Source organism: Sediminihaliea albiluteola (genome assembly GCF_014077625.1).
Taxonomy (GTDB): Bacteria; Pseudomonadota; Gammaproteobacteria; order Pseudomonadales; family Halieaceae; genus Sediminihaliea; species Sediminihaliea albiluteola.
In genome coordinates, this window is the sequence record NZ_JACFXU010000014.1 from 36,546 (window position 1) to 58,263 (window position 21,718).

At 55.4% G+C, this 21,718-nt stretch carries 24 protein-coding genes; 11 read left to right on the forward strand and 13 right to left on the reverse strand.

Annotation, left to right across the window (positions count from 1 at the left end):
* Positions 1-39: 39 nt before the first annotated feature.
* Genes cmk through gyrA form a run of 6 tightly spaced genes read right to left on the reverse strand, consistent with a single transcriptional unit; the run spans position 40 to position 7,880 of the window.
* Positions 40-717, reverse strand: a complete 678-nt coding sequence (gene cmk, locus H2508_RS07030) for a (d)CMP kinase (RefSeq protein ID WP_182171014.1) — start codon at positions 715-717, stop codon at positions 40-42.
* Positions 717-2,021 carry a 3-phosphoshikimate 1-carboxyvinyltransferase gene (gene aroA, locus H2508_RS07035; RefSeq protein ID WP_182171017.1) on the reverse strand — a complete coding sequence of 435 codons (1,305 nt, stop codon included), beginning with the start codon at positions 2,019-2,021 and terminating at the stop codon, positions 717-719. The genes cmk and aroA overlap by 1 nt, the downstream gene beginning before the upstream one ends.
* Before the next feature lie 34 nt (positions 2,022-2,055).
* On the reverse strand, positions 2,056-2,982 hold the full coding sequence (locus H2508_RS07040; protein WP_182171020.1) for a prephenate dehydrogenase/arogenate dehydrogenase family protein: 927 nt from the start codon (positions 2,980-2,982) through the stop codon (positions 2,056-2,058).
* A gap of 18 nt (positions 2,983-3,000) precedes the next feature.
* Positions 3,001-4,119: a prephenate dehydratase gene (pheA, locus tag H2508_RS07045; protein WP_182171023.1), complete on the reverse strand. Its 1,119-nt coding sequence runs from the start codon at positions 4,117-4,119 to the stop codon at positions 3,001-3,003.
* A gap of 6 nt (positions 4,120-4,125) precedes the next feature.
* On the reverse strand, positions 4,126-5,205 hold the full coding sequence (serC, locus tag H2508_RS07050) for a 3-phosphoserine/phosphohydroxythreonine transaminase (protein ID WP_182171026.1): 1,080 nt from the start codon (positions 5,203-5,205) through the stop codon (positions 4,126-4,128).
* 38 nt (positions 5,206-5,243) lie between these two features.
* Positions 5,244-7,880, reverse strand: a complete 2,637-nt coding sequence (gyrA, locus tag H2508_RS07055) for a DNA gyrase subunit A (RefSeq protein WP_182171029.1) — start codon at positions 7,878-7,880, stop codon at positions 5,244-5,246.
* A 267-nt stretch (positions 7,881-8,147) separates the two neighbouring features.
* Between gyrA and H2508_RS07060 the strand changes: the two genes are divergently transcribed.
* From H2508_RS07060 to H2508_RS07075, 4 genes are all read left to right on the forward strand, one after another.
* Positions 8,148-9,479: a TRZ/ATZ family hydrolase gene (locus H2508_RS07060; RefSeq protein WP_182171032.1), complete on the forward strand. Its 1,332-nt coding sequence runs from the start codon at positions 8,148-8,150 to the stop codon at positions 9,477-9,479.
* 5 nt (positions 9,480-9,484) lie between these two features.
* On the forward strand, positions 9,485-10,219 hold the full coding sequence (gene ubiG, locus H2508_RS07065) for a bifunctional 2-polyprenyl-6-hydroxyphenol methylase/3-demethylubiquinol 3-O-methyltransferase UbiG (RefSeq protein WP_182171035.1): 735 nt from the start codon (positions 9,485-9,487) through the stop codon (positions 10,217-10,219).
* Entirely contained in the window at positions 10,216-10,884 is a 669-nt protein-coding gene (locus tag H2508_RS07070) for an HAD family hydrolase (protein WP_182171038.1), read from the forward strand. Before ubiG ends, H2508_RS07070 begins: the two co-directional genes overlap by 4 nt.
* Before the next feature lie 68 nt (positions 10,885-10,952).
* The gene (locus H2508_RS07075; RefSeq protein WP_182171041.1) at positions 10,953-11,714 is read left to right on the forward strand and encodes a YciK family oxidoreductase; all 762 of its coding nucleotides are present in this window, start codon (positions 10,953-10,955) and stop codon (positions 11,712-11,714) included.
* 4 nt (positions 11,715-11,718) lie between these two features.
* Here H2508_RS07075 and rluB read toward each other — a convergent pair whose 3' ends face one another.
* The 5 genes from rluB to H2508_RS07100 all read right to left on the reverse strand — a co-directional run bounded on the left by rluB (position 11,719) and on the right by H2508_RS07100 (position 15,916).
* On the reverse strand, positions 11,719-12,618 hold the full coding sequence (rluB, locus tag H2508_RS07080; protein WP_182171044.1) for a 23S rRNA pseudouridine(2605) synthase RluB: 900 nt from the start codon (positions 12,616-12,618) through the stop codon (positions 11,719-11,721).
* Positions 12,615-13,409: an SMC-Scp complex subunit ScpB gene (gene scpB, locus H2508_RS07085; RefSeq protein WP_182171047.1), complete on the reverse strand. Its 795-nt coding sequence runs from the start codon at positions 13,407-13,409 to the stop codon at positions 12,615-12,617. Before scpB ends, rluB begins: the two co-directional genes overlap by 4 nt.
* Positions 13,410-13,433: 24 nt before the next feature.
* Complete coding sequence (locus H2508_RS07090; protein ID WP_408014928.1) at positions 13,434-14,318, reverse strand: segregation and condensation protein A; 885 nt, start codon at positions 14,316-14,318, stop codon at positions 13,434-13,436.
* Positions 14,319-14,414: 96 nt separating this feature from the next.
* Entirely contained in the window at positions 14,415-15,038 is a 624-nt protein-coding gene (locus H2508_RS07095) for an L-threonylcarbamoyladenylate synthase (protein ID WP_182171066.1), read from the reverse strand.
* 17 nt (positions 15,039-15,055) lie between these two features.
* The gene (locus H2508_RS07100; protein ID WP_328799337.1) at positions 15,056-15,916 is read right to left on the reverse strand and encodes a PHP domain-containing protein; all 861 of its coding nucleotides are present in this window, start codon (positions 15,914-15,916) and stop codon (positions 15,056-15,058) included.
* A 115-nt stretch (positions 15,917-16,031) separates the two neighbouring features.
* On the opposite strand from H2508_RS07100, the gene H2508_RS07105 reads away from it, so the two are divergent.
* The 7 genes from H2508_RS07105 to H2508_RS07135 all read left to right on the forward strand — a co-directional run bounded on the left by H2508_RS07105 (position 16,032) and on the right by H2508_RS07135 (position 20,430).
* On the forward strand, positions 16,032-16,619 hold the full coding sequence (locus H2508_RS07105; protein WP_182171069.1) for a septation protein A: 588 nt from the start codon (positions 16,032-16,034) through the stop codon (positions 16,617-16,619).
* Between the two features lie 11 nt (positions 16,620-16,630).
* Positions 16,631-16,930 carry a YciI family protein gene (locus H2508_RS07110; RefSeq protein ID WP_182171072.1) on the forward strand — a complete coding sequence of 100 codons (300 nt, stop codon included), beginning with the start codon at positions 16,631-16,633 and terminating at the stop codon, positions 16,928-16,930.
* Between the two features lie 88 nt (positions 16,931-17,018).
* The gene (locus tag H2508_RS07115) at positions 17,019-17,705 is read left to right on the forward strand and encodes a TIGR04211 family SH3 domain-containing protein (RefSeq protein ID WP_235965139.1); all 687 of its coding nucleotides are present in this window, start codon (positions 17,019-17,021) and stop codon (positions 17,703-17,705) included.
* An 18-nt stretch (positions 17,706-17,723) separates the two neighbouring features.
* Complete coding sequence (locus H2508_RS07120) at positions 17,724-18,296, forward strand: peptidylprolyl isomerase (RefSeq protein ID WP_182171077.1); 573 nt, start codon at positions 17,724-17,726, stop codon at positions 18,294-18,296.
* Positions 18,293-19,060 carry a pyridoxine 5'-phosphate synthase gene (locus tag H2508_RS07125; protein ID WP_182171080.1) on the forward strand — a complete coding sequence of 256 codons (768 nt, stop codon included), beginning with the start codon at positions 18,293-18,295 and terminating at the stop codon, positions 19,058-19,060. Before H2508_RS07120 ends, H2508_RS07125 begins: the two co-directional genes overlap by 4 nt.
* Positions 19,061-19,131: 71 nt before the next feature.
* Positions 19,132-19,695: a nuclear transport factor 2 family protein gene (locus tag H2508_RS07130; RefSeq protein WP_182171083.1), complete on the forward strand. Its 564-nt coding sequence runs from the start codon at positions 19,132-19,134 to the stop codon at positions 19,693-19,695.
* A gap of 69 nt (positions 19,696-19,764) precedes the next feature.
* Complete coding sequence (locus H2508_RS07135) at positions 19,765-20,430, forward strand: pseudouridine synthase (RefSeq protein WP_182171087.1); 666 nt, start codon at positions 19,765-19,767, stop codon at positions 20,428-20,430.
* Positions 20,431-20,436: 6 nt separating this feature from the next.
* Here H2508_RS07135 and H2508_RS07140 read toward each other — a convergent pair whose 3' ends face one another.
* Positions 20,437-21,273 (reverse strand): sulfurtransferase, encoded by an 837-nt coding sequence (locus H2508_RS07140; protein ID WP_182171090.1) that lies wholly within the window; start codon positions 21,271-21,273, stop codon positions 20,437-20,439.
* 35 nt (positions 21,274-21,308) lie between these two features.
* Positions 21,309-21,599 (reverse strand): hypothetical protein, encoded by a 291-nt coding sequence (locus H2508_RS07145; RefSeq protein ID WP_182171093.1) that lies wholly within the window; start codon positions 21,597-21,599, stop codon positions 21,309-21,311.
* Positions 21,600-21,718 lie beyond the last annotated feature (119 nt).

The following is a 21,718-nucleotide window of genomic DNA, read 5'->3' on the forward strand; positions in this document are numbered from 1 at the left end:
ACAGAAGATAGATCGTGACAAGTACTAGTATAGCAGCTGCTATTTAAGACCTTTTGCCGTCACTTCCTTCATCACCTGCTCAAACACCGCAGCGATTGGAGTCGCTGTGCTATCGATAACAATAGCGTCTTCGGCAGGCAGTAAGGGTGCCACGCTGCGACTACTGTCGCGTGCATCCCTCTCCTTGATATCCTCGAGAAGGCGCGGGAGACTAACATTTTCTCCCTTGGCAAGCAACTGGCGATAGCGACGCTCGGCGCGCTCTGCTGCCGAGGCTGTTAGGAAGAATTTCAATGTGGCATCGGGGAACACCACGGTGCCCATATCGCGGCCATCCGCGACCAGACCAGGCAGCTGACGAAAGTCGCGCTGGCGCTGCAATAAGGCCTCGCGCACGCTGGCAATAGCGGCCACTTTTGAGGCGGCGCGGCCGCCCTCTTCGCTGCGAATAGCACGGCTCACATCTTGGCCTTTATAGAACACCAAAATTTCACCTTGAGGATCAGCTTTGAAATCAACATCAAGGTGTCGCGCTACTTGTGTCACCGCAGCGCTATCTGCCAAGGCGACCCCTTCCAGCAGACAAGCTTGACCAGTCACACGATACAGAGCCCCGCTGTCTAGAAAGCGCCAAGCTAAGTGCTCTGACAACATGTGGCTAATGGTGCCTTTGCCGGCACCACTGGGGCCATCGACCGTGATAACTGGCGCTGGCATCAACCCGCCCGTGTCGATATTTGCAAACCCAAACCCCGGGCCAAGGCATCAAAGCCGGGGAAAGAAGTTGCCACATGATCGCAGTCGAGTATGCGAATTTCCTGCTCAGCCCGCAGCGCGGCTATGGCAAAAGACATGGCGATACGGTGATCGTGATAGGTGTGAATAACACCGCCACCGATCGTGCCGCCACCTTCAATAATAATACCGTCCTCAAGCACTTCGTTCTTAACACCTAAAGTGTTGAGCCCTTCCGCCATCGCAGCGATACGGTCGCTCTCTTTGACCCGCAATTCTTCCGCGCCGCGCAGAATGGTGCGGCCTTCAGCACAGGCAGCAGCAATAAATAAGGCAGGGAACTCATCAATCGCTAGCGGCACCTGGTCCGGCGGTATCTCAATGCCCTTTAAGGGTGCATAGCGCACGTGGATATCGGCCACTGGCTCGCCACCCACTTCGCGCTCGTTTTTGAGCGTGATATCGGCGCCCATCAAACTCAAGATGTTTAATACCCCCATGCGTGTTGGGTTAATCCCCACATGAGTTAACAAGAGATCAGAGCCCGGCGCGATACATGCCGCAACTAGGAAGAAGGCAGCTGAGGAAATATCGGCCGGTACATCAATGTCAGTAGCCTTTAATGTGCCGCCGCCGGACAGGCTGATCACTCCGTTATTCTGCTTCACTTTATAAGCAAAGCCACGCAGCATCCGCTCGGTGTGATCACGGGTTGGAGCCGGCTCAGTCACTGATGTGCAGCCTTCGGCATACAAGCCCGCCAACAACACGCATGATTTCACTTGGGCTGAGGCCATCGGCAGGTCGTAGTGAATACCCTGCAGGTTCTTCGAGCCGCGAATTCGCAGTGGCGGTTTGCTATCAGGACCGGAAATGTCTGCCCCCATGCGCGTCAAAGGATCGATCACTCGCCCCATTGGACGTTGCTGCAGGGACACATCACCCGTTAACTCTACATCAAAACTCTGCCCCGCCAGCAAGCCTGACAGCAGGCGAATCGTAGTGCCAGAGTTACCCACATCTAAGGTGTGACCGGGAGCTTTCAGTCCATGTAGGCCCACCCCATGGATTTCTACTTCACCGTCTTCGGGGCCATCAATCTTCACCCCCATACTACGAAATGCTGCCACGGTAGCTAGGGCATCTTCGCCCTCAAGAAAGCCGGTCACCCGCGTGGTGCCCTCAGCTAGTGCACCTAGCATAATGGCTCGATGGGAAATGGACTTGTCGCCCGGAACCCTTGCTTCGCCATTGATTGTGCCACCTGGCATCAATTTGAATTCCATATCTTCCTCTTCTAACAACCCGGCTATAGCGGGTTTATTTGGGCTCAGCTAAGTGTTGATCGGCAGCCTGGGAACGGGCCTGCAACATCGTTGCGAACTCATCCCGGGCCTGCTTAGCGCGGCTAAATGTTTGCAGCATACTCTCGGCATCTTCAGTGGCAACCGCATCGCGCAACTGGGCCAAGTGTTCAGAAAATTGATCAATAGCTTTCAGTAGCGCACTGCGGTTAGCGATAGCGATATCTCGCCACATGACCGGGTCGGAGGAGGCAATGCGGGTAAAGTCGCGAAAGCCACCTGCGGCAAAACGAAAGATATCATCACCTAGCGGACTTTGCGCCAAGGCATCTACTAAGGCATAGGCGAGCATATGCGGCAAATGACTGGTCGCCGCCAACACCGCATCGTGGGCAGCAACCGACATATCCACAACTTCAGCTCCGGTCCGGTGCCACATGTCGCGCACTAAGCTGAGCGCCTCCAGATCATTTTCAGGCACTGGCGTTAGGATAACTCGGTGACTGACAAACAAGTCAGCCCGCGATGCCTCGACGCCACTGCGCTCAGAGCCGGCAATCGGGTGTCCGAGGATTAGCCGGGGCGGCATCGCCCCCCAGGTAGCCACTGCTGCTTGTTGCAGATTGCCTTTCACACTGGCCACATCGGTGACAATCGGCATGCTATCGCGCGCTTTAAGCAGCGGCAGAACACGCTCCAACATTTGTGCGGCAACTAGCGTCGGCGTGGCAATGACAACCAAGTCGGCTGCTGCCAGCGCCTGTTCAAGGTCGAGGCTGTAATCATCAATGACACCCAGCTCCACACCACGCGCGAGCGAGGCCTCTCGGTGACCAAAGCCCAGCACCCGTCGGCTAAAGCCGCTGCTGCGCAAGGCTCTAGCCAAAGAACCGCCGATCAGACCAAGTCCGATAATCAGAGTGGTATCAATACGCGCTGTCATAACTTTAATAGGCGAGGCTTAAAGTACGGCACGGGGATATGAACCGAGAGGTTTCATTAAAATAGATTGCTCTTCCAGCTCAGCAACAATCTCACGGATATTCTGGTCCTGCAAATGGCCTTCGAATTCAATAAAGAAGACATAAGCCCATTTCTCTGTTCGCGAGGGCCGAGTGTCGATGCGGGTCAAGCTAACACCCGCCCGCCGGAAAGGATCTAGGAGGGTGAAAAGCGCACCGGGCTTGTTGCGGCTCGAGACAATGATAGAAGTTTTATCACGGCCGCTAGGGGGTACTTCTTCACGGCCTACCACCAAAAAGCGAGTGGTGTTATCTGGATAGTCTTCAATGCCTTTAGCTAGCTTATCTAGGCCGTAAAGCTCGGCCGCCATATCGCCAGCGACCGCAGCCACGCCAGGGGCTGTGGCTGCTATACGGGCCGCTTCACCATTGCTGCTGACCGCCTCGCGCTCTACGCTAGGCCAGTGCAAATCGAGCCAATTGCGGCACTGGGCCAAGGCTTGCTGGTGAGCACAAATTTTGACGATTGACTCTCGCTCAACTTCAGGCGCCACCAAGAGGTGGTGCACAATCGGCATCTCGACTTCACCGGAGATTTTCAGAGGTGAATCCATAAAGTTGTCGAGGGTGTGACTGACCATGCCTTCAGTGGAGTTCTCAACGGGCACCACGCCGTAATTACACTCACCAGATTCCACCTGGGAAAACACGCCATCGATGGTATTTTGTGGTACCGGAATCGCCGCGTGACCAAAGTGCTTAATGGCAGCCGCTTGAGTAAAGGTGCCTTCCGGGCCTAAGTAGGCCACTTGTAGTGGCCGCTCAAGCGCCAAACAGGCCGACATAATCTCGCGAAAGATATGGGCTACATTTTCACTCTGCAAGGGCCCCGTATTGCGCTCCATAATGCGCTGGAGAACTTGTGCCTCTCGCTCAGGACGATAATAGACAACCTCGGCATCAGGCTCCCCGCGCTCGCGGGCAGCCTGCACCTGTTCCAACTTAATATCTGCTACGCGGAGGGCACAATTGGCGCGGCGAGATATAAGAGCCTGAATCTCTTGATCAATGGCGTCGATGTCCGCCCTGACTTGATCAAGAGTTCGCGTATCAGTCATAGCTATTTACCCGTTGCGGCGTTCAAAGTCCTGCATGAACGCAATCAGCGCATCAACCGCTTCTTCTGTTACAGCATTGTAGAGACTCGCTCGCATACCACCCACTGAGCGATGCCCTTTCAGGTTCAGCAGACCTGCTGCCTCGGACTCTGCCAAAAATGCCTTATCCAGTGAATCATCGGCCAAAGTAAAGGGCACGTTCATCAAGGAGCGACTAGCCAGCTCTACTGGGTTGCTATAGAAGCTGCTGTCATCGATCGCTTTGTAGAGTTTTTCAGCTTTGCGACGGTTGAGCGCTTCCATCGCTGTCAGACCGCCCTGCTTCTTCAGCCACTCGAACACCAAGCCAGCTAAGTACAGCGAGTAAGTGGGCGGGGTGTTGTACATAGAGTCGTTATCGGCGGCAATCTGCCAGTTCAGCATCGCGGGACACAGCTCTGAAGCACGGCCGAGCAGGTCGCGTCGAACGATCACCAAGGTCAAACCAGCGGGGCCGATGTTCTTCTGTGCACCAGCATAGATAACCCCGAAAGCCGAGACATCAATTGGCCGCGACAAAATAGTAGAGGACATATCCGCTACTAGTGGCACTGAGACCTCAGGCGTCCAAAAGTATTCAACACCGCCAATGGTTTCGTTGGGAGTGTAGTGTAAATAAGCGGGGTCGCTGCCTAACTGCCACTGTTCTTGTGGAGGAATCGTGGCGAAGTTGGTGTCTTCAGAGCTCGCCACCACGTTCACCTCGGCGTAGCGCTTGGCCTCAGCTAGGGCCTTCTTCGACCACTGTCCGGTATTGACATAATCAGCGCTTTTCTTGTCACCCAAGAGGTTCAAAGGCACCGCAGAAAACTGCGTGCTGGCACCACCTTGCAGGAACAATACAGCGTAATCGTCTGGCACTGACAGCAGCTCGCGCAAATCGGCTTCGGCGCGCTCAGCCACCCCTACCACTTCCGGGCTGCGGTGACTCATTTCCATTAACGACAGGCCAGCGCCGTGCCAGTTGAGCAGTTCGTCACGAGCGATTTCTAGGACCGACTCAGGGAGTGCAGCCGGGCCGGCACAAAAATTGTACAAACGGGTCATTCAGGAACTTCCTTAAAGATCCAAGAGCGGCGAGGAACTTAGTCCTCGTCCGACTCCTCGGAGGGGTCATCAGCTTCAGTTTGTGAGTCGGTAGCAGCCGGATCCTCAGTCACAGTCGCGCCATCTTCATCTAGCTCTGGCTCGGCCTCTGGCTCGTCGATACGTTCCAGCCCCACTAGGAACTCGCCTTCTTTCGTGCGAATCACACGCACACCCTGAGTGTTGCGACTCAGGATAGAGACCTCATCGGCGCGAGTGCGCACCAAGGTACCCAAGTTGGAGATCAGCATCAGCTCATCGCCATCAAACACCTGCGTAGCGCCTACCAGGCGACCGTTGCGCTCGCTAGTCGCCATGGCGATAACACCTTTGTTACCGCGGCCTTTAGTGGGGAACTCTCCCACATCGGTGCGTTTGCCATAGCCGTGCTCACTGACCGTCAGTACCCGACCATTTTCTTCGGGGATAATCAGCGAGATCATGCTATGACCTTCCGCCAAACGGATACCGCGCACACCCTTGGCAGTACGGCCCATCGGGCGCAAATCTTGCTCATTAAAGCGCGCCGCCTTGCCTTCGGTAGAAAACAGCATGACATCGTCAGTGCCGTTGGTAATCGCTGTGCCCACCAGCACGTCGCCCTCTTCCAACTCCAGAGCGCGCAGGCCGACACTGCGGGGCCGGGCAAAATCGGGCAGTGAAGTCTTCTTCACTGTGCCATTGGCAGTGGCCATAAAGATGTAATAGCCCTCGGTGTACTCATTCACTGGCAGAATCGAGGTCACGCGCTCGCCCTCTTCCAGTGGCAGCAAGTTAACCATTGGGCGGCCGCGAGAGTTCCTTCCCGCTAGCGGAATCTGATACACCTTGAGCCAGTAGACTTTGCCCATATTAGAGAAGCACAAAATATTGGCGTGAGTACTGGCAATCAATAAGTGCTCGACAAAATCTTCATCTTTTACTGAGGTGGCAGTTTTACCCATGCCACCGCGGCGCTGGGCTTGATAATCAGACAGCGGCTGGGTTTTAGCGTAGCCGCCATGGGAAATAGTCACCACCCGGTCTTCTTCGGTGATCAGATCTTCTACCGTCAGGTCGTGCTGAGAAGCACTGATTTCGGTCAGACGCTCATCGCCGTACTCAGTAACAATCTCTTCCAGCTCTTCACGGATTACCATCTTCAAGCGATCAGAATCGCGTAATATCTCTAGGTAATCAGCGATTTCAGCCAGCTTCTCTGAGTATTCATTGAGCAGTTTTTCGTGCTCTAGGCCGGTCAGGCGATGCAGACGCAAATCCAAAATTGCCTGGGCCTGGTTCGGCGACAGGTGGTACTGACCATCGTGTAGACCGAACTGTGGCTCCAGCTCATCGGGGCGGCAAGCGTCATCGCCCGCTCGCTCCAGCATAGCCATCACATCACCGGGCACCCAGGGCTGCGCCAGCAGCTTTTCTTTGGCTTCGGCGGAGTTGGGAGAGGACTTGATCAGCTCGATAATTGGGTCGATATTGGCCAGCGCAATAGCCAGGCCTTCCAGGATATGGCCGCGCTCACGCGCTTTGCGCAACAGGTAGACCGTGCGGCGCGTGACCACCTCACGTCGGTGACGAATAAAGGCTTCAATCACCTGCTTCAGGTTCAGCAGCTTCGGCTGGCCATCAACCAGCGCCACCATGTTGATACCAAACACTGACTGCAGCTGGGTCTGTGCGTAGAGGTTGTTCAGTACGACATCGCCGATCTCGCCGCGGCGCAGCTCGATAACCACTCGCAAGCCGTCTTTATCGGACTCGTCACGCAGCTCGGTAATGCCTTCGATTTTCTTCTCTTTAACCAGCTCGGCAATGCGCTCAATCAGGCGCGCCTTGTTGATTTGATAGGGTATTTCGTGGATCAGGATGGTATCTCTACCTCGCTTCTCATCCGTTACCACTTCCGCTTTAGCCCGCACATAGATGCGGCCACGGCCGGTGCGATAAGCCTGAATAATGCCCGCGCGACCGTTAATAATGGCTCCGGTAGGGAAATCCGGGCCGGGAATATGCTCCATCAGCTCATCGACTGTCAGCTCGGGGTTGTTCATCAGGGCCAGACAGCCACTTACCACCTCGCGCAGGTTGTGCGGTGGTATGTTAGTAGCCATACCCACTGCAATACCTGAAGAGCCGTTGATAAGCAGGTTAGGCACCCGCGTGGGCATCACTTCTGGGATGCGCTCAGTGCCGTCGTAGTTGTCGACAAAATCGACCGTTTCTTTGTCTAGATCGGCCAATATCGCGTGCGAGATTTTACGCATGCGGATTTCGGTGTAGCGCATGGCCGCAGCGTTGTCGCCATCAATCGAACCAAAGTTACCCTGGCCATCCACTAACATGTAGCGCATGGAGAAAGGCTGAGCCATTCGCACAATGGTGTCGTAGACCGCAGAGTCACCATGTGGGTGGTATTTACCGATAACGTCACCCACCACACGCGCTGACTTTTTGTAGGCCTTATTCCAATCGTTGTTCAGCTCGTTCATGGCGAACAGAACCCGCCGATGCACTGGCTTGAGCCCATCGCGAACATCGGGCAAAGCGCGCCCAACGATGACACTCATGGCGTAGTCAAGGTACGACTGTTTCAGCTCATCCTCGATATTAACGAGAGAAATTTCTTTGGCTAACTCACCCATGTACGACGGTTTCCTTCAACGAAAGCGAGGGTCTTATTCTATCCAAGACCGGGCCCAAACGGTCCTGCGACCGCGGTCTCGGCGGCGCTGCGCGCCCCCCAACACAAACCATTGATTATACGGGAGAACCCCCCTAACCGCCATGTTTTTGCAGATTATGGCGCACGTTCAGGCAAGAGCTGTCAATTTGCGGTTATACTGACGCGCGATTAGTGCTGGGCCGCCGCCGCGACCTATTTTGGAACCCCAACTGAGACTACCCCATCGATGAATTCGCCAGCTGAGTCAGCGGACCTGCTCATTCACCCGGGCTGGATTGTGCCCATAGCCCCCAGCGCAGAGACTCTCTGTGGCTATAGCCTAGCGATCCGCGATGAACTCATTGTCGGCCTCATGCCGCGGGAAGATAGCCGCCACTGGCAAGCCACAAAAGAACTGGAGTTGCCCAACCACGTGCTCATGCCGGGCTTGGTCAACGCCCATGGCCACGCCGCTATGAGCCTGCTGCGTGGCTATGCTGATGACCAGGCCCTCATGCCCTGGCTAGAACAGCACATCTGGCCGGCCGAGCAGCGCCACATCAGCGAAGAGTTTGTCTACGACGGCAGCACGCTGGCTATCGCCGAGATGTTGCGCAGTGGCACCACCACCTACTCCGACATGTATTTCTTCCCCAACGCCAGCGCCAGCGCTGCCCGCAGGGCTGGCATGCGCTGCCAGATTACCTTCCCCGTGTTTGATCACCCTTCAGCCTGGGGGCGAGATGCTGATGATTACATCAGCAAAGGCCTCAGGCTGCGCGACGACCTCAAGCACGACGGGCTGATATCGGTAATATTCGGCCCCCACGCACCCTACACGGTTTCGCCAGAAAGCTTGAGCAAAATCGCCACGCTGGCTGCCGAACTCGACCTCGGTATTCACATTCACCTGCATGAGACAGCGGGAGAAGTTGCGCAGGCACTCAAAACTCATGGCGAGCGCCCGCTGAACACCCTCCAGCGGCTCGGGCTTTTAGGGCCGCGCACCCAGTGCGTCCATATGACTCAGCTCAATAAGCAGGACCTTGAATTACTGGTTCAATCTGGCGCACATGTCGTGCACTGCCCCCAATCCAATATGAAACTGGCCGCGGGGGCCTGCCCTAGCCATGAACTGCTAGCGGCGGGGGTTAACTTGGCGTTAGGCACTGACGGCGCGGCCAGCAACAACAGCCTCAACCTATTCAGCGAAATGCACAGCGCCGCGCTGTTGGCCAAACTCAATAGCAGCGATGCCGCGGCGCTACCAGCGTACCAGGTGCTAAAAATGGCCACTTTAGGCGGCGCCCGAGCCATGGGCCTAGAGGATCAAATCGGCAGCCTTGAAGTGGGCAAACAGGCCGACCTGATCGCTGTCGACCTTGCCGAGGCCGCCACTCAACCTGTATATAACCCCCAGTCGCAACTGGTCTATGCTTGCAATGGCAGCCAGGTGAGCCACAGCTGGATTGCCGGGCGCCCAGTACTGGAAGCATACCGCTTAAACACCATCGACACCGACGCATTAGCTGCCCGTACCCAGTACTGGCAGCAGCAGATTGCAGCACACAGGATTTAACGAGCATGAGCGACAGTACAGCATCCCAACAAAAAGCCAGACCAAACGTCGACCCGCAGGAAATTGCCAAATTTGAAGCGCTGGCCTCGCGCTGGTGGGATCGCAATAGCGAATTCCGCCCGCTGCACGAAATCAACCCTTTACGTGCCAACTTTATCGATGAGCTGTCACCGGTAGCGGGCAAGCGCTTAGTCGATGTCGGCTGTGGCGGCGGCATTCTCGCTGAAGCCATGGCCCAGCGCGGCGCCGATGTGGTCGGCATCGATATGGGCGAAGCGCCCCTGTCAGTAGCCCGCATTCACCAACTAGAGTCAGGCTTAGATATCGATTATCGCCAAAGCACCGCCGAGGAGCTGGCCAGCAGCGAAGCGGCTAGTTTTGACGTGGTGTGCTGTTTGGAAATGCTGGAGCACGTACCCGACCCCGCTTCGGTAGTCGCCGCCTGCGCCAAAATGGCGCGCCCGGGTGGCAACCTCTACTTCTCTACGATCAACCGCAACCCAAAAGCATTTACCTTTGCTATCGTCGGTGCCGAGTACATATTAAAACTTCTGCCCACCGGCACACATGAGTACAGCAAGTTTATTAAGCCCTCGGAACTTGCCAGCTGGATCCGAGATGCGGGACTGACACTGCGAGAGATGACCGGCCTGACCTACAACCCTTTAACCCAACAGTACCGTCTCAATCCACGAGACGTATCAGTGAACTACATGCTGCGAGCTGAAAAAAGTCTATGAGTACTCAAGCACAAAATCTACAAGCTGTTCTATTTGACCTTGACGGCACGCTGATCGACACCGCCAGCGAATTCGTCATCGTAGTGCAGGCCCTGCGCGAGGAGCATGGCCTAGCCCCGACCGACGAGAAGCTGATCCGCGCTTCAGTATCCAATGGTGCCCGAGCACTGGTTAAATTAGCCCTCGACATCGACGAACAAGCGCCCGAATTTGAAAGCAAGCGCCTGCGCTTGTTAGAGCTGTACAGCGATGTACTAGGTAGTTCCGCAACACCCTACCCGGGTATTACTGAGCTGCTCGGCGCACTCGATGAGCGCGGTATTCGCTGGGGTATTTCCACTAACAAGCCCCGCGCCTATACCATCCCCTTACTCGAACGCCTGGCCCTCTCACCTTCGGCTGGCAGCGTGGTCTGCCCAGACGATGTCAGCGAGCGCAAGCCGCACCCAGAGTCCCTGTACCTCAACTGCAAGCACCTGGGCTGTGAGCCCACCCAGGCCATCTATATCGGCGATCACCGGCGCGATATTGAAGCCGGGCGTCGAGCCGGCATGAAAACCATTGCTGCGCTATATGGCTATATCGAAGCTGACGACGACCCCAGCAGCTGGGGTGCTGACCACGCTGTCCACAGCAGTCGCGACTTACAGGGCCTGATCCTCTAACTGACAGCGCTGATTCAATTTATTTGCAAAAGGCGGAGCCAAACGCCGCCGGCTTAAGGTAATTCGTTATGTCACAAACATTTATCCCAGAGCAGTATCAGCCAGCTAGCAACTTGCTGGAGGGCAAAACGATTCTGGTCACCGGCGCCGGCGACGGCATCGGCCGCGCTGCCGCTGAAAGCTACGCCGCTCACGGCGCCACCATCATTTTAGTGGGACGAACCGTGGCCAAACTGGAAGCCGTTTACGATGCCATCGAGGCTGCCAGTGGCGCACAGCCAGCTATCTTCCCGCTGGATTTAGCCAGCGCGACTGAACAACAGTGCCAAGAACTGGCCGAAGCTTTAGAACAGAATTTTGGCCAACTAGATGGCCTGCTACACAATGCCAGTGTGCTCGGTGAGCGCCGGCCCATCGAAAGTGCCAGCTACAAAGCTTGGCAGGAGGTCATGCAGGTCAACGTGAATAGCCAGTTTTTGCTGACTCGCTACCTGCTGCCCCTACTGCAACAGGCTGCCAGTGCGTCGATTATTTTTACCTCTTCCGGGGTTGGTCGTCGCGGCAAAGCTTATTGGGGTGCTTACGCGGTATCGAAATTCGCTACGGAAGGTTTTATGCAGGTACTGGCGAGCGAGCTGGAAAACACCTCGAAGGTACGGGTAAACACGATCAACCCTGGCGCCACCAACACCGCCATGCGCCGCGCCGCCTACCCAGCGGAAACACCTACGGACAACCCCACGCCGGCGGAAATCATGCCGCTCTACCTCTACCTAATGGGCGAGGATAGCGCCGGCGTTACCGGGCAAGCTTTCAACGCTCAGGGCTAAAAGCCTAGCGCCTGCTTGAAGGCTTGCCGCTGTTGCGTTTAGGACCCTTTTTGGCAACACCGCGACCATCGCGCTTGCCAAATTGGCGCTCCATTTTCTCGCGCTCTTTAATTGAGCCTTTGCGCACTTTCTTAAGTGAGAGGCCCGCTAGACGGTACAAGCTTTTAACTTCTTTGGTTTCCAGCTCGGCCCACTGGCCCTGCTTTACCTTGGAAGGGATGAATACGTCACCGTAACGCACCCGCTTGAGGCGCGATACGGTCAGACCTTGAGATTCCCACAATCGGCGCACTTCGCGGTTGCGGCCTTCCATGATAACAACGTAATACCAGCGGTTGATGCCGTCACCACCGCCCTCTTGTATATCGGTAAAGCGGGCCACCCCATCATCCAGCATGACCCCATCGAGCAGCGCTTGCAGATGCTCTTTTTTAACATCGCCCATCACTCGCACCATGTATTCTCGCTCGATATTGGACGAGGGGTGCATCAGTGCGTTAGCAAGCTCACCGTCAGTGGTAAACAACAATAGGCCGGAAGTATTGAAGTCCAAGCGACCGATAGAAATCCAGCGGCCACTTTTAAGGGCAGGCAGGCGCTGAAACACCGTGCGCCGCTTCTGCGGGTCTTTGCGGCTACACACTTCTCCAGTCGGCTTGTGATAGAGAATGCAGCGGGTTTCCTCCGCTGGGGCGCGCTCTATAGGCTTGCCGTCAATCGCGATGCGCGCACTATCGTCCACCCGGTCGCCCAACTTGGCGGGCTTACCATTCACGGACACACGGCGATCTTCGATCCAGCGCTCCATCTCACGGCGCGACCCTAGCCCTGTGCGGGCCAAAACTTTCTGTAATTTCTCACCTGCTTTGGGTGCTGGTGTTAGTGTATCTTCCTGTTCGCTCATGCGTGCTTATCTGACTCGCTGTGGTCATCGCCTTGCGGTGATTCGTTATCGTGTGCGCCGGACTCTGCAGCATCTTCGCCGCGCTCTCCTGACTGTTCTGTTGTTTCGTATTCGGTGCCACCGACCAGAGCCAAGCCGGCCTGCTTATCGCCAAACTCAGCGTCTTCGGCCCCTTCATCGCCGTCCTCAAGTGCTTTGGCTTCAGCGTCCTCGGTGGTATCTGCTGGCAAGGGCTCACTAAAGCCGAGCTCAGCATTAAGCGTTTCTAGGTCGCGAATTTCAGCCAGCGCCGGCAACTCATCCAAGTTTTTCAGATTAAAGTAATCCAAAAACTGCCGGGTAGTGGCGTACATTGCAGGCCGACCTGGGACATCTCGATGCCCCACAATACGGACCCATTCTCGCTCATGCAGTGTTTTGATGATATTGGAGCTCACCGCCACACCGCGAATCTCTTCAATCTCACCGCGGGTAATGGGCTGACGATAGGCAATCAGGGACAGGGTTTCCAGCAGCGCACGGGAATACTTCTGCGGCCGCTCAGTCCACAGCCTCGCAACCCAAGGCGCCAGGTTCTGACGCACCTGATAGCGGAAGCCACTGGCCACTTCCTGCAGCTCAAAACCGCGCTCGTCACAGCGCTGGGCGACTTCATCGAGGGCTTCGCGGATTTCGGCATTACTGGGGCGCTCATGCTCCTCAAACAGCTCGGCAAGCTGGGCTACGGTCAAGGGCCGCCCCGCGGCCAACAAAGCGCCTTCGATAATCTGTAGCAGACTGATTTCTGACATGCTTCTGTTCTACTCTGTCCCGGCCTACTCTGACCGCGCTTTTACGTGAATTGGGCCAAAAGGCTCGCTCTGTACGATCTCTACCAAGGACTCTTTAATCAACTCCATAATGGCAAGAAAAGTCACCACCACGCCAAGGCGCCCCTCACTGGCGGTAAAAAGCGACACAAAAGGCACAAACTGCTGGCCTGTTAGGCGCTCTAGCACTTCAGACATGCGCTCGCGAGTCGACAGTGCTTCACGCTGAACCTGGTGGCTCTCAAACATATCCGCACGCTTAAGTACCTCTCCCAAGGCCAACAACAACTCGCGCATATCCACATCCGGGTCGGGACGTGTGCGATCGAGCTCTGGTGGGTTTGCGCTACCAATCCAGATATCGCGCTCCAAACGGGGCATTTCCTCGATATCTTCCGCCGCCTTTTTAAAGCGCTCATACTCTTGCAAGCGACGAATAAGCTGGGCTCGAGGGTCTTCCTCTTCATCCTCTAGCTCAGCCGCTCGGGGCAACAACATGCGAGATTTAATCTCAGCTAACACCGCCGCCATCAATAGATATTCAGCCGCCAGTTCAAACTGTATGGCGTCCATTAACTCCACGTAACGCATGTACTGTTCGGTGATCGCAGAGACGTCGATCTCAAGAATATCGAGGTTTTGGCGGCGAATCAGATATAGCAATAAGTCTAGCGGCCCCTCGAAAGCCTCCAAAAACACTTCCAGGGCCTGTGGCGGGATATACAGATCCTTGGGCAACTCGGTCATGGCTTTACCGAGTACCACTGCAAAGGGCATTTCACCTTGCTGGGGAGCGCTCGAACGCGCCTCGCTGAGCGCTACGCTCAGCTGCTCAAGGGCTTCTGGAGCCACCGTGTCCTCTGCAGATTGCTGGGTTTTGTTTTCGTTCACGTGATTCTCAGCCATATAGCGGGCCAGTATACCTGAGAGCAAGCCGCTTGGCGCGGGACTAATACCGCCTCACTAGGCATTATTTAGAGCTGAAAACTAGGCCAGGAAAGGTCCAGGGTCACCCTTACCGCTACGAGTCACCACTGGAACCTCATCCACCAGATCAATAACGGTAGTAGGTTCTAAGCCGCAAAAGCCGCCATCAATCACTAAGTCCACGTCGTGCTCTAGGGTCTGGCGAATATCATAGGGGTCGATCAAGGGGAACTCATCACCCGGCATAATTAGGGTAACGCTCATCATAGGCTGCCCCAGCTCTGCCAACAGGGCCTGGGCAATGGCATTGTCCGGAACTCGCAGCCCCACGGTCTTGCGCTTGGCCTGCATGAGTCGACGCGGCACCTCCGAGGTTGCTCGCAAGATAAAGGTGAAAGGCCCAGGCGTAGCTAATTTGAGCAAGCGATACACCGTGTTGTCGACCCGCGCATAGTTGGCGATGTCGGATAAATCCCGGCACACCAAAGTAAAGTTGTGCTTGGCATCAAGCTTACGCAAACGCCGGATGCGGTCGAGGGCCTGCTTATCACCGATGTGGCAACCGAGTGCATAGGCCGAGTCGGTGGGATAAACCACCACGCCTCCATTGCGGATAATGTCTGCAGCCTGGCCAATCAGCCGAGCTTGAGGGTTATCGGGATGTATTTGAAAGAACTGACTCACCTTGTTGCCTCGCGCTGTTATCTTTGTGAACTCACACGCCGACCGGAACTGTCTGCGAAATCTTGCCACACGCTTTTCAGCCCCTCAGGCACGCGTAGCTCAACACCTAAGTCGGCACCGTAAACCGTATCACGATGAAAATCACTACCTGCCGAGATAGCAAGATCACATTCTTGGGCTAAACGGCGCAACACTGCGGTCTGGTCGGCCGTTTGGCGGCCATTGATCAGCTCGACCGCTGAACCACCTGCCATTTTGAAGTCAGCGACTAAGCGGCGCAACTTACTGCGGGTGAGCTTGTATTTTAGCGGGTGAGCGATAACGGCTGTACCACCTGCTGCCACGATCCAAGCCGTGACCTCGGCCAGTTCAGGCCAAAAAGCTTTGACATCCCCTGGCTTGCCCTGCCCTAGGTATTTATCAAAGGCTTCACTGATAGTTGCTACATGAGCCTGCTGCAGCATCCAGCTGGCAAAGTGGGGTCGCCCTAACTGACTGCTGCCAGCCTCTGCTACAGCACCTTCGAGTGCAGCGGGAAAGCCCAACTTGTGAAGACGAGAGGCTATTTTTGCCCCGCGATCTAATCTGGCCTGCATGAGGCGATCTAAGCCCTGCCGCATTGCAGGATGCTCCACATCCATGTTTAAGCCGACAATATGGACTGTGACACCGGACCATTGACAGGAAAACTCCACCCCCGAAATCAAGGTCAAAGCCATAGCCTGACTGGCTTCACGCACCGACAGATAACCCGCAACTGTATCGTGATCAGTGATCGCAAAGCACTCAATATTGCGCTCACAGGCCCGCTCCAACAATGCCAGGGGCGTCAATTCACCGTCAGAAGCGGTAGAATGGGTATGGAAGTCAATCAGCACAGACTTTAAACTCTCGCTCCAGATTCAGTTTCTGATTTTCAGGGGGCAGCCGTGAACTCGGCACAACCCGGTGATCACTTGCCCATAGTACCATGCCGGAGCCCAGTACAACGCTATGAAACAACTCGCCGAATTTCTACCTATCGTTCTATTTTTTGTTGTTTATCAGCTCAATGGGGACACGCTAAACATAGGCGGCTGGAGCTATACCTTCGACGGTATTTTTTCCGCTACAGCCGTTTTGATGATTGCCACCACCCTGCAAGTGGGCATCACTTGGCTGATCACTCGGACCTTGGAGCGACGCCTCATCTGGCTACTACTGGCCGTCTGCCTATTCGGCGCTGCCACACTGGTGTTTCGCAACCAGATGTTTATTCAGTGGAAGCCGACGATTTTCAACTGGGTGCTGGCAGTGATTTTTGGCGCTTCTCAATTTATTGGCGATAAGAATCTCATGGAGCGCACTCTTGGCACTCAACTGCACTTACCCCGCGCCGTATGGACTCGCCTCAATTTGTTGTGGGTAGCAAATTTCGTCATTGTTGGGGCACTGAACTTAGTGGTGGCCTATAGCTTCAGCGAAGAAGCTTGGGTCGACTACAAACTTTACTCTGCCATTGGCTTTACCTTGGTGTTGACCATCCTGACCGCGCTTATGATTGGCCCACACATGAAAGAACCAGAAGCCAGTGATCAATAGGACTTAATATTATGTACTACGCAATCTTGTGCGAAGACGTGAAAGACAGCTTAGCACTGCGCCAACAAGCGCGGCCCGCTCACCTCGCTCGCCTGCAACAGCTCGTTGATGAAGGCCGCCTATTAGTGGCCGGCCCCCACCCTGCCCTAGACACTGAAGAGCCCGGTGAAGCCGGCTTTACCGGTAGCTTAGTTATTGCCGAGTTTGACAGCCTAGAAGCTGCCACTGCATGGGCAGACTCAGACCCCTATGTGGATGCCGGCGTGTTTAGCAAGGTGGTGGTAAAACCCTACAAGCGGGTCTTGCCCTGAGCACAGCAAGCTGCACGACATCAGCGGGGCCGTGTTATTCTAACGGCCGCTTTACAAAACCCTTATCTGATTAAGCAAGGAAACTGTTTTGCTACGTAAACTGACCCTTATGCTGTCGCTGGCAGCACTCGCCAGCCTCAGCAGCGCTCCCTCTCACGCTCAAGACACTCGCTACATCAGCGACAAGCAGTATATTCCGCTGCGCAGTGGTGCCGGCGGCAATTACCGCATCGTGCACCGCGGTCTGCCCTCTGGCACTGAGCTGACGGTAAAAAGTTACAGTGACGATGGCGATTGGGCCGAGATCAGCACAGCCGGCGGGACCACGGGTTGGCTGCGGGCACAGTACCTCATGAAAGAGATCCCGGCCGAGAACCGCCTGCAAAGCATCGAGCAGAAAAACCAAGACTTGCTGCAAAAAAACACCGAACTACAAGAAGAGCTTAGCCAGCTGCAGAGCGAACGCAGTGAATTAAGCAGTCAGGTGATGGACAGCGATAGCACCTTGGCCAAGGTCTCTGAGGAGCTGGCCCAGCTAAAGCAAATTTCAGGCAAGTCCGTGCAACTCGATAGTGAGAACCGCCGCTTGGTAGAGGTTTCCGAGACATTGCGCTCAGAAGTTGACACCCTAGTGGCAGAGAACCAGCGCCTACAGGATAAACTGCAAAGTAGTGCCTTTATCGACGGCGCTTTGGCAGTACTACTTGGCGTCATTATCACCTTGGTTGTGCCCCGCCTGTGGCCCAAGCGCCGCAGTAGCTCAAGTTGGGCTTAATATCTTAAGGAACACATCATGCTCAAACAGCTGTTTTTTGTCTGCTCCCTACTCTTCGCTAGCCAGAGCTTTAGCGCCGACAGTGGCTTACCCAACCCTCAAGTAGTGATTAAAACCAACCAGGGAAATATCACCGTGCGACTATTTCGCGATAAGTCACCCGTGACGGTGGCGAACTTCCTTAGTTATGTGGACAGCGGCCATTACAACGGCACCATCTTTCACCGTGTCATCCCCAACTTCATGGTGCAGGGTGGCGGCTTCCTACCAGACATGAGCGAAAAAGAAACCGGCGACCCTATCGTCAACGAATCTAAAAACCGCCTGCACAACATTCGCGGCACCCTCGCGATGGCCCGCACCAATGACCCAGACTCTGCCACTGCCCAATTCTTTATCAACCAGCGCACTAACCTGCAGTTGGACTGGGCACCGGGCAAACCTGGCTACACTGTATTTGGAGAGGTCACCGAGGGTATGAATACCGTCGACTACATGGCCTCATCACCGGTACAGAGCGTCGGGCCACACGAAAATGTTCCGAGCCAGCCGATCCTAATCAAAGAAATCGTACGAAAGAGCCTACTGTGATTGCCCTGAGTGTTAACCTCAATAAAATTGCGCTGATCCGCAATTCACGCGACACCACTAACCCGGACATTCCCCTGCATGCGCAAATGTGCATAGATGCTGGGGCCGATGGTATCACCGTGCACCCGCGACCTGACCAGCGCCATATCCGTGCCAGCGACTGTTTTGATCTCGCTGCCATGCTACAGGTGGAGTTCAATATAGAAGGTAACCCCATGGCCGGGCCGCGCAAAAGTGAGCGCGACGGCGTGGACGATTATCCGGGCTTTATGGAGCTAGTCAGAGCTATCCGTCCGGCCCAGTGCACCCTGGTTCCCGACGGCGATGATCAGCTGACCTCGGACCACGGCTTCGACCTCAAGCGCGATGGTGACAAAGTTGCTCCCCTGCTGGCAGAACTAAAGAGCCTAGGCATTCGAACCAGCCTATTTATGGATCCCGATGAAGAGCAAATCCGGCTAGCGGCACAAACTGGCACTGACCGTATAGAGCTCTATACCGAGAGTTACGCCCGCGCCTTTGCCGGTCAGGGCGATCTCGATACCATACATAAACAGTTTGTCCGCGCCGCAGAGGTCGCTGCCGAAGAAGGCTTAGGCCTCAATGCTGGCCACGATCTCAATCTGGATAACCTGCCACACTTTGCTGCCACAGTGCCAGGTTTGCTGGAAGTCTCCATCGGCCACGCACTGACTGTCGATGCCCTGCGAATGGGGCTGGCAAATACCGTAGCCGCCTACCAGCGCGCACTGGGGAAAAACTAATCCGACGCCCGCCCTGCTTAATCAGCTCTGGCATACTGGCGTCCTCCACTATTTGATAAGGCTCTTTGACTATGTCCAACACTGCTCTCGACCCCCGTCTCGAAGCCATGCTCGACAAGCAGGCTATCACCGATTTGGTGTACGCCTACTGCAATGCTGCTGATCGCCACGACAATGAAAAAATGCGCAGCCTCTACCACGAGGATGCGATCGACGAACACGGCCAGTTCTTTGAGGGTTCGGCAATGGCCTTTATCGATACCCTGCCGAGCATTCAGGAAAACATGCGGATCTTGCACCACAGTGTAAGCACCATAAATATTACTCTCGATGGCGACCGCGCCGAGGGTGAAATTTACATTATCGCTTTTCACCAGGTGGCCACAGATGAAGGCTTGATTGATGTATTGATCGGCGGTCGCTACTTCGATAAATACGAAAAGCGCAATGGCATCTGGAAATACAGCCATCGCGCAGTGGTTGCAGACTGGGTTAAAGTCGACAACCCCAGTACCGTGAACCTAGAGCACCCCATGATTGAAGGCTCACGCATCGGCAAACCCGGCCAGGAAGACCCTTCATATAGTTTCTTTGAACTATTCAAGTGGGGGCAAGGTCTGCACCCGAAAAGCTAGCGCAATGTTGCTAGTGCTCAATGTTCTCAAGCTGCCAGGGCAGCTTGAAAACTCGGGGCTCGCTCTAACATGACAGAACAAGCACCTCCATACCTAGTACCACACTCTCAGGAAGCCATCGACATTATCTATGCCGATGAACACCTCTTACTAGTTCGCAAGCCTCATTTACTGCTCAGCGTTCCCGGCCGTCACCCGCTTAACAAAGACTGCCTGATCACCCGCCTACAGCAAGACTATCCCAGTGCCACTATTGTGCACCGCTTAGACCTAGACACCTCGGGCATCATGGTGATCCCGCTCAACAAAGCCTGTCATGCCCACATCAGCCGGCAGTTTCAACAGCGCTTGGTAGATAAAAGCTATACCGCTGTGGTTTGGGGTGAGCCCGAGCAAGATAGTGGCGAAATTGCTTTACCCATTGCAACTGATTGGGCCAATCGCCCACTGCAGATGATCTGCCATGAGCGCGGTAAAAGTGCCCTCACCCGCTACCGAGTTATCGACAGGCAGGGGGAGCGCTCACGGCTCTTATTAAGTCCGGTCACCGGCCGCTCACATCAGCTGCGCATTCACATGCGCGAACTAGGCCACCCGATATTAGGCTGCGACATGTACGCTCACCCAGAGGCTTTGGCTATGTCGAATCGTATGCTGTTGCACGCCACCCGACTTGGCTTCGAGCACCCCGTAAGTGGGGAGTATATAGAAGGCCTCAGCGAAGCAGATTTCTAAGCACCGCTACTGCTCGCGGCTTTCTGCTAAGTAGCTACACCAATCCGACCAGCTACCGGCATAGAGTATCGCATCGTCACGCCCCAGCACCGACAGTGCAAAAAGGTTGACACATGCGGTGACGCCAGAGCCGCAGTACAGCACCAAATGCTCCTCTTCCAGCACTTCGCCCCAGTGCTGCTGCAGTGCTTGGTCATCGCGCAGTTGAGCAGAGTCTGTGGTGACCTCCTGCCAGGGCTTATTGCGAGCACCTGGAATATGCCCAGCCACGGGATCCACCGGTTCTTCTAGACCCTGGTAGCGCCGTGACTCCCGCGAGTCGATCAACAGTGCTCCGTCTTGCTGCGCAGGCTGCAAAGCCTCGTAATTGTAGAGCCCGGTATAGGAGCCCACATCGGGTGCCTCACAGGGGTGAGCTTCTGGCAGTGCTGTGTCGGGCTCTCCGCCAGCTGCCAACCAGGCAGCGTAGCCACCATCGAGCAGGCGCGGCGGCCGATAGCCTAAGCTGCGCATCATCCACCACAGGCGCGCCGCAAAGGCGAAACCGTGATCGTCATAAGCAATCACCTCGCTACCGCGATGCACTCCCAATGCGGCTAGCGTCTCGGCAAACACAGTCGGATCTGGCAAGGGGTGTCGGCCGCCATGCTGCCCCTTAGGGCCCGACAGATCTTCGGCCAGATCAAGATAGAAAGCACCGGGTATATGGCCTGCTTCATAGTCTGCCCGCCCCGCTTTAGGATCAGCCAGTGAATAGCGGCAATCGATCACAATTGCTGCTGCCAGTGCCTCCGTATCATTGGCTGCCACTAGTGCGGCTCGCCTATTAGACTCTACACTCATCAGCACTGTCTCCATTGCAATAGTTACTTCTCGGCTCAAGCGCCCTCAGGGTCGCTCACTTGCTGTGTCCCCATATCGAGCTCGGACTGTGCATCTGTGGCGACCTGAGTACTAGCCTCACGCTGGGCAGCCGTGGTGCAGACCTTCTCAGTCATCCGGGTACCATTCACTGGCACCCGCTGACACTGCAGACCGTCTTTCTTAGCACTTGTGGCTGTCGCACTCACCAAACCGCCAAGCGTTGAACTTGCTCCGGCGCATGCCACTAGCAATAAAGGCATAAGCACTGCGCCGAGCAAACGAAAAGCAGTCATAACCAAACTCAAGACCGACACCTCTACTGAAGACCACAGTTAAAAGGCCCTCAGGAATAAGAACAGAAGGTCAAAAGCATAACAGCTCTACTAATAAGCGTCACACAAGTGGTGGTCGCTGAAAGCTTATC